The sequence below is a fragment of the Blautia sp. CGZ-1-C1 genome (assembly GCF_056504575.1).
The window spans coordinates 1-7304 of the sequence record NZ_JBWLUT010000155.1; the positions used below are offsets into that span (position 1 = coordinate 1).

Here is a 7304-nt window from a genome sequence, read left to right on the forward strand (position 1 = left end):
GTCATAGGTAAGCCGCATATGCCCTTCCAAAAGCTGCCGTTTCCAGTAAAAAACCAGAAAAACCACACAGGAAGTAATCGGTAGCCGCCAAGGCGTATTACCCGGATTTGTAAACACATTAGGTGGAATAATCCCCAGCACAATATCCCGGATCATACCTCCGCCTACAGCTGTAACTACACCCAGTACGCTCACACCGAAAATGTCCATATTCCGTTCTACACCTACCATTGCCCCGGAAGCAGCAAAAGCAACCGTACCTGCCATTTCCATAAAAAAAGTTATAATACTCTGATAATCCATATTAACCTCTGACTTTTACGTTTTAGTTCATAAATTATATCATTTTTTATAACTTATGTGAAGCAGGATCCTGCTTTTTTAGACATCTTATTTTTTTATTTTCTTCACAGACGCTCCCTTAAACAAAGCTCCGTCTACTGAGAAACGATCAATCAACGTAGTCTTGGGATTCTCAATCAGATCGATCAGCTTCTCCGCAGCTATCCTGCCAATTGCCGCTGTGTCCTGACAAAGGGTGGTGAGCTTTGGCTCCAGAATTTTCGCAATATCAATTCCATCATAACCTGCAATAGAAATATCATCAGACAGCCGCTTCAGTATCGGAAGAACCCTGAACTGCAACATCCTCTGTAATAGATTTTACGCTTTCTTTTGTGTAATAGCCTCTCGTACCTGCTCAACGGACAGCAATGTGGTCTCTGCAATTTTATCAAGATCATGCTCTCCATTTTTCCACATATTCCATGCGATTTTTTTACTTCTGCTTACTTCTGCCTCATCACGTTCTCTATCTACAATTACCTGCATCGTCTTGCACATATCAGCCACTCCTTTCGGTTCCTCTTTAAAATATCTTACTCTCGCAGCTATTTTTGCATTATGCATTTCGTGATAATTAACACAGTTAAAATCATGCATTAGCCAGCCAACCTCATCATCTCCTCTGTAAGAGCCATTTACATATACAATATGTGCTTTATCATTAAACAGTTTCCCTGTTTCCTGTACTGTTCTTTCTATTGTATAAATCGGAAGTCCACCTACCAACACATCATTAGACGTTATAAATATGATATATGTCTCTGGCATCTCTGTATATTTACTTCCTGATGTTGTAAGTCTGGTATCAAATAATGAGCTGTTTAATCTGGCACGTTCTGGTACTGCCCCACTATCATCCTGTTGGACCTCGATATCGTACTGTTTTCCTTCGGAATCATTAGCGTATATATCTAATCTGACAGATCGTCCAAACAAATTTCCAATCGTCAACTGTGTAACAGATTTCGTTACCGTCAGATCATCTCTTTTTAAAATGATCTTCAAGAGTTCCTCAGTACACTCTAAATCACTGGAAAACACCTGTGTCATAAACGTATCATCCATTAACGTAAACTTGTTAATGGCGTCCATGCGTTCTGTATTTTTCTCGTCTAAATTCAACACCTGCATTCATTCACTTTCTTTTCATATTCTTATTATAAGTGCTTTCATTATACTTATGCAATAAGATTTTTTCGACAAAACAGGAAGAGAATCATGCATCCTCTTCCAGGTCTTAAATGGTATTTTTTACTTCTGCCATTTCCAACATCATTGTTACTTAACTACTTTTCCTGTAGGTGTTACCCCAATCCGGAGAACATGTGAATACAATTTTCCACCCTTTTTCTGTACCGCTTTGCAATTTCCCACTGCATACATTCCGGATGGATAGTGTGACTTTGAAGTAACCGTAAAAGTATTAGATGCATTATTATATCAGTTCATAGATGTCTGTTTACACTGGCTAGCCATTATATAAGAACAGTCCCCTTAAAACCCACTGTACCATCGTTGCATTGTCACTTTTTCTGTATATTCTCCACTGCTGTCCATACTCTACCCTGCTCACTGTCGAAGCAGCCCTTGTTAAAATTGGCTTTGATTCCCACTCATTAATTTCAGCGGCATATTCTGCGTCTATATTGTCGTCATTAGTGGAAATCAAATTCATGGATTCAATTCCTGCTTCTGATAGTTTTATGTTGTCATCCTGCATAGCAGCTTCAAAATCTGCCTCTAATACTTCGGCCTCACTGTCTGACTGCGTTGAGCCAGTGCTGTTTCCAGAATATGAAGTTTCTAAAAAATCATCCAGTCCCAGACCAATTCCATCTTTCATGGCCGATTCAAAATCTTGCTGTAGTTTTTTATCGCTCACGTCTGCTTGACACTCCGTTGCGAAATCATCATCGCACATTGCTCCTTCATCAAAAGAATATAACTCCGTTGATTCATCCGCATACACATCTGCCGCATGTACAGGCACTTCCAGCATTCCTATCAAAGAAATCATCAGTAAATATAGTGTAGCTTTTTTCATGATTTTGTCATTTCTTTCTCTTCTATTACTGCATATTTTCAGATTTATTAACTGAATTATTGTGTTTTTCCAAATCTTTAACACAAATAATAATTCCTCAATGTCATTTAGTTAAGCCTGCGTGACAATTTAAACAGAGTGTTGTTGAATATTTGAACACACTCTGTTTAGACGACGGCTATACGATAAATAGTACAAATCTTGCATCATCACCGAATATTTCATTTCATCTCCCGTAATGGATGTTCCCATGTATCCCTCTATAAAATCGAAGTATCCATTCGTTCCAGCATTCTTTTCCCAAGTATCTATCGAAGCCTTAATCCTTAGCAGACACATTACCGGAATCTTATAGTATTGTTGCATTTTCTTTAAATCTAACTCATGCTGCCTCCCTCTGGAAATAAGCAGCTCCTTTATTTCACTATTCGTGTATGGATCAAATGCCATAAGCAGGGCAGTTTCAAGCCGTTCATTATCCTCATTGCGAAAGTTTCCCGTGTCAAAACTTTCTCCGGTACATCTTGATTTAATATCAAACAATACAAGGGCAATTGCCTCTTTCATTCTTCTGCTGTTTGAAGCGGGAAACTTTCGATGGATTTTTAACGCATTACTTTCCATCGGCAAAAGAAGCATACTGTAAGTTTCCTCATCACCTTTTCTGATTTTTCCAAACTCTTTTTCCATTTGAGAGTATATTTTTTCAAACTGATATAACTGCATTTTTCTTCTCTCTTCCTTTAGTTTTTATCCTCATTTTTTTCAAAAAACACTTGACAGGATAAGCAATATATGTTGTGTAAGCCTTGAATATAAACATATTTCAAGGAGGCACCCTATGACTCAAAACTTTTTAGCTGACTTAAAAACAACACTCGAAAACTGCATTGCTGAACTGGATGAACTTCATTTCATGTTCTGCCAAAACCCGGAAGCTGATTTCACAGGAAATCGTAAACTTTCTTTCCATGATTATATTCAATTTATGGTTCAAATGCAGAGTAAATCTGTTTCAAATGAAATCCTGGATTTCTTTGAGCATTCACTTGCAGCCCCTGCAAAATCTTCTTTTACCCAGCAGCATTTCAAACTCCAACCGGAAGGATGGAGCTTTCTGTTCCATATTTTTGTGGAACAGTGCAGGGAACTTTCTGATCAGCCCTATCACGGCTATCGCCTTTTAGCATGTGATGGTTCCGATGTCAATATAGCACGAGACCCAGAGGATGAAAGAACTTTTATCCATGAAGGCGAAAAGGGTTACAATGCGATTCACGTCAATGCTCTTTACGATATCATGAACCATACTTACTGTGATTTTCTGGTTCAGGGAAAAAAGAAGCTTCATGAACGTGCTGCACTGAATACCATAACTGACCGTTATCCCGATTCTGTGCCGGCAATTTTAATGGCAGACCGGGGATATGAAAGCTTCAATGTCTTTGCTCATCTTATTCAAAAGAATATGAAATTCATTATTCGCATGAAAGACATCAACAGTAACGGCATTCTTTCCGCTTATGATCTACCTGACAGTCAGTTCGATACCCATATAAAAACCACTCTTACCAGACGCCATACAAAAGAAACTCTTGGGGATCCCAATACGTATACCATTCTTCAGCAGACTACCGATCTGGATTTCCTGGATGAAAACTGTACATATTATGATATCGAATTCCGTATTGTTCGTATTCTTCTTGATAATGGGACCTACATCTGCATTGCCACAAATCTTTCGGAAGAAGACTTCCCCTTAGAAGAGATTAAAAAGCTTTACAGAATGCGCTGGAGCGAGGAAACAAGCTTTCGTGAGCTGAAATACACCATAGGTCTTGTTAACTGGCATAGCAGCAAGTATGACGGGATCCTTCAGGAACTCAATGCCCGGATGATACTATATAACTTCTGCGAATTTGTGACAGCTCAGGCCGTTGTGAGAACACGAGATAACACAAAGCATATCTACAAAATAAATTTCGCCACCGCAGTCAACATATGCAGAGCATATTTAAAACATAGCAGTGACGAAATTGAGACCATGCTTCTCATACAAAAGCACCTGACACCAGTCAGGAGCAACCGTAAATATCCTACCCGCCTCCGTCCAAAGAGAAATAGGGATTTCATGTATCGAGCGGCTTAAATATCATCACTATTATACTTCTTTTTCAGACAGATCTGCAATCTGTCTTTTTGGTATACGAAATTGTATTTTATGTTCTTCACAGGTAGTCATCTGGGGGGGGGCAGACAGGACTTCCCATTGAACATAATATTTCTTAACTGAACCATGTTTTCTAAAGTCAAATAACGTGATATACTGTTTTTATCAGACGAAATGCTTATCTAAATGACATTGATAAAAATATATGTATGATAAATTTATACATATATTTTTCAGTTTCCTTTTATTCCGCAGCAGATTCTGCTTAATTGCCCCTTCTGACATCTTATGTCTGGCGGCAATATTTTTAATGGATTCCATTACCCAATATCTCTGGACAAAATATCCCTGTCCCTGTCAGATAAACCGCCCAGGAAACGATTGATGATTTCTATCAGTTCCTCAGCTTCCATATGTTCATCTAAAATATGCGTTCTAGCGGTATTTAAACTTTCTACCTCTTCCGTTATGTTTGCAATATGCATATCCATCCGTTTTGCCGCATGCTTTTTTCTTAACATATCAATTGCGAATCCTCTTGTAATTTTTCCTAAGAAAGCTACCAGTTTTGGCGGCCTTTGGGGTGGGATATACCGCCATGCCGCAAACCATGTATCATTTACACACTCCTCGGAATCTTCCCTATTCATAAGAATCTTCCACGCAATAGAATAACAAGTGGAATTATACTTTTTATCAACTAATTGTATTGCATTTTCATCTCTTCTCCAGAACAAGTCTATAATATAAGTATCTTCCATACAGCTTTCTCCGATTTCGTACTTTCAAACATCCTGTGCAAATATCATAACAAAAAAGGCTCTCATAATAAACATCGTATTTCTTATGCTTTGGTTACGCTTTCTCTTCAAATTTCTGTTTCATGCTCTTATCTTCATCTACAATTCGTAGTATTCCCCCAATGGTGCAGAAACTTATTTTCGTTCTATATTCAAAAATTTCTGCCAAAGTGAGCTGTTTATATGTTATCATGTAGGTATATCTCCTTTAGGTGGATTGGTTAATTAGTTTCTAGTCAATTCTATTTTACCATAAACCTTGAGGAGTTATTTTATTTTAACGACAAAAAACACCGTATTTATGCAGTGTTTGGCGTTTCGCAAACGCCTATACGTATTCACTAAATGAAAGGAGACAAATATATGCAAGCAAAATCAAAAAACCTAATTATTGGGTGCATTGCTACAATGGCCATCGTTGCAACTATTTCAACTGTGCATGGACATGTCTGTTTGGATAAACCCTTCACTTCTCATGAACATACCTGGGAAATTATTGAAATCAAAGAGGGAAAGGAATATATTTCTTGTCCGTGCGGCTGTATGGAAACACGAGATCACAATCACAAGTGAAATATCGCACGCATTGAAGGGAATACTCTATTTTTTGTTGTGACTGTGGATGCAATGAGAGTTGTGACCTTAGTATGTTTGAGGAAGTGTCAGTTTGACACTTCTCAGGCTTACTGAAGTGGAAACCCTCGGTATGAGGACAGCCTATTTTGCTGTACTACATAGACGGTTCCGTGATATAGTGTTTCAGCCTAACCCCGGTATCCCTGCAGATTGTCGCATGTTTTCAGTTTCCTATTATGTAATCAATCCGTCTTTTTTGTCCGTTCTGTTTTTTCTTCTGCTGTCTGGCAGCTCTCTTTCTGTTTTTCAGGTTTTGTGAAGTCAACTTTACAGAATTTACTTTTCTCTTTCTCAAACCAATTTAAACTTTTCTAAACAAGGGGCAGTTGCCTGTTTCTTTTTATTTTACCCTGATTCTTCTTCCCCAGGATACCCAGTCTCCGTAAGCTTTCCTTCCGTTAATTTTGGCCCATGGGCGGACTCTCAGAGTATAGGTTCCGGGCTTCACGCCTGTAATCCTTGTATAGGTTGTCCGATTGTTCCGTTTATATACGGTGGTTCCGCCTGTAGATCTCAGTTCCATATCTGCTCTTGCAAATCCTTTTGGTACGCCAACTGTTACAGACACAGCTCCTTTACTTGTTTTTACAGTTTTAATCTTCACCCTCTCTGTGGGAATTCCGTTCTTTACTACTACTTTTACTGGATAACTCCATGCCCCAAACCTTTTCCCGGACACATTTCCATCATAATAATCCCTGTTGTACGCATGGATTCCCAGATAATACGTGCCGTTTTTTACATTTGTGAAGGTGATGGTCTTTGCATCCTGATTCTTCGCCACCTTCACATAATTCTCAGGTCTGTCAACCCAGCTTTTCTTTGTCAGAACCGCATCGAAACCTTCGCTGTTTGCGCAGTCATAAGCCGCTGCCTTAATAGTTGACCCCTGTACTTTCACATCTTTTATCGTTGCTCCTTCCGGATAAGGCGGTGCAATATGAGGACAATTCTGGGAAATTATATAAGATAATTCTATTCCTCCTGTGATGGAAACCTTAAAAATATCAGTAGCTACCTGTTCTTCCTTTTTCGGACGAAGATAAACCGTTGTACCTTCTCCGGGCATAATAACCCCCGTTTCATAATCATCAAGGTACGCCCAGAAATGTTCCGTATTCTCAAAATCAACCGTAACAGGATTTTTTCCATTGTTATATATCCATATACTGCGTTTTGGACACATAAACATATCCGGATCCGGATCTGTATTATCCCACCAGTCGTATTCTTCAGGGGTAATTGTGAGAAATCTCGTACCGCTATTCGGTCTGCAGTTCACCTCATAATCCTGATCAGATGCGCCGCG

General features: G+C 38.9%; 10 protein-coding genes. 2 read left to right on the forward strand and 8 right to left on the reverse strand.

The features are described from left to right. The 5 genes from AC058W_RS14440 to AC058W_RS14460 all read right to left on the reverse strand — a co-directional run. Window positions 1–303, reverse strand: a 303-nt coding sequence (locus AC058W_RS14440) for a trimeric intracellular cation channel family protein (protein WP_479390235.1), incomplete at its 3' end; no start/stop codon positions are given. Window positions 304–390: 87 nt separating this feature from the next. After that, entirely contained in the window at window positions 391–648 is a 258-nt protein-coding gene (locus AC058W_RS14445; protein WP_226839487.1) for a substrate-binding domain-containing protein, read from the reverse strand. A 15-nt stretch (window positions 649–663) separates the two neighbouring features. Then, window positions 664–1476, reverse strand: a complete 813-nt coding sequence (locus AC058W_RS14450; protein WP_019161176.1) for a PD-(D/E)XK nuclease family transposase — start codon at window positions 1474–1476, stop codon at window positions 664–666. Window positions 1477–1813: 337 nt separating this feature from the next. Continuing rightward, entirely contained in the window at window positions 1814–2473 is a 660-nt protein-coding gene (locus tag AC058W_RS14455; RefSeq protein WP_019161175.1) for a hypothetical protein, read from the reverse strand. Window positions 2474–2518: 45 nt separating this feature from the next. Then, the gene (locus AC058W_RS14460; RefSeq protein ID WP_019161174.1) at window positions 2519–3115 is read right to left on the reverse strand and encodes a hypothetical protein; all 597 of its coding nucleotides are present in this window, start codon (window positions 3113–3115) and stop codon (window positions 2519–2521) included. A gap of 115 nt (window positions 3116–3230) precedes the next feature. Here AC058W_RS14460 and AC058W_RS14465 point away from each other — a divergent pair, with 115 nt between their 5' ends. Then, the gene (locus AC058W_RS14465; RefSeq protein WP_118410966.1) at window positions 3231–4538 is read left to right on the forward strand and encodes an IS4 family transposase; all 1308 of its coding nucleotides are present in this window, start codon (window positions 3231–3233) and stop codon (window positions 4536–4538) included. 341 nt (window positions 4539–4879) lie between these two features. Here AC058W_RS14465 and AC058W_RS14470 read toward each other — a convergent pair whose 3' ends face one another. After that, the gene (locus AC058W_RS14470; RefSeq protein ID WP_227567412.1) at window positions 4880–5320 is read right to left on the reverse strand and encodes an RNA polymerase sigma factor; all 441 of its coding nucleotides are present in this window, start codon (window positions 5318–5320) and stop codon (window positions 4880–4882) included. Window positions 5321–5414: 94 nt separating this feature from the next. Next, window positions 5415–5552: a hypothetical protein gene (locus AC058W_RS14475; protein WP_019161172.1), complete on the reverse strand. Its 138-nt coding sequence runs from the start codon at window positions 5550–5552 to the stop codon at window positions 5415–5417. Between the two features lie 170 nt (window positions 5553–5722). Between AC058W_RS14475 and AC058W_RS14480 the strand changes: the two genes are divergently transcribed. Next, the gene (locus AC058W_RS14480; protein ID WP_019161171.1) at window positions 5723–5932 is read left to right on the forward strand and encodes a hypothetical protein; all 210 of its coding nucleotides are present in this window, start codon (window positions 5723–5725) and stop codon (window positions 5930–5932) included. Window positions 5933–6335: 403 nt separating this feature from the next. Here AC058W_RS14480 and AC058W_RS14485 read toward each other — a convergent pair. Further along, a partial coding sequence (locus tag AC058W_RS14485) for a hypothetical protein (RefSeq protein WP_479390236.1) occupies window positions 6336–7304 on the reverse strand: 969 nt, incomplete at its 5' end.

Bases quoted from the DNA above. Each gene is read 5' to 3' on its own strand.
- AC058W_RS14460 (WP_019161174.1), bottom strand. From the start codon at position 3,115: ATGCAGTTATATCAGTTTGAAAAAATATACTCTCAAATGGAAAAAGAG.
- AC058W_RS14475 (WP_019161172.1), bottom strand. From the start codon at position 5,552: ATGATAACATATAAACAGCTCACTTTGGCAGAAATTTTTGAATATAGA.
- AC058W_RS14450 (WP_019161176.1), bottom strand. From the start codon at position 1,476: ATGCAGGTGTTGAATTTAGACGAGAAAAATACAGAACGCATGGACGCC.
- AC058W_RS14445 (WP_226839487.1), bottom strand. From the start codon at position 648: ATGTTGCAGTTCAGGGTTCTTCCGATACTGAAGCGGCTGTCTGATGAT.
- AC058W_RS14465 (WP_118410966.1), top strand. From the start codon at position 3,231: ATGACTCAAAACTTTTTAGCTGACTTAAAAACAACACTCGAAAACTGC.
- AC058W_RS14480 (WP_019161171.1), top strand. From the start codon at position 5,723: ATGCAAGCAAAATCAAAAAACCTAATTATTGGGTGCATTGCTACAATG.
- AC058W_RS14470 (WP_227567412.1), bottom strand. From the start codon at position 5,320: ATGGAAGATACTTATATTATAGACTTGTTCTGGAGAAGAGATGAAAAT.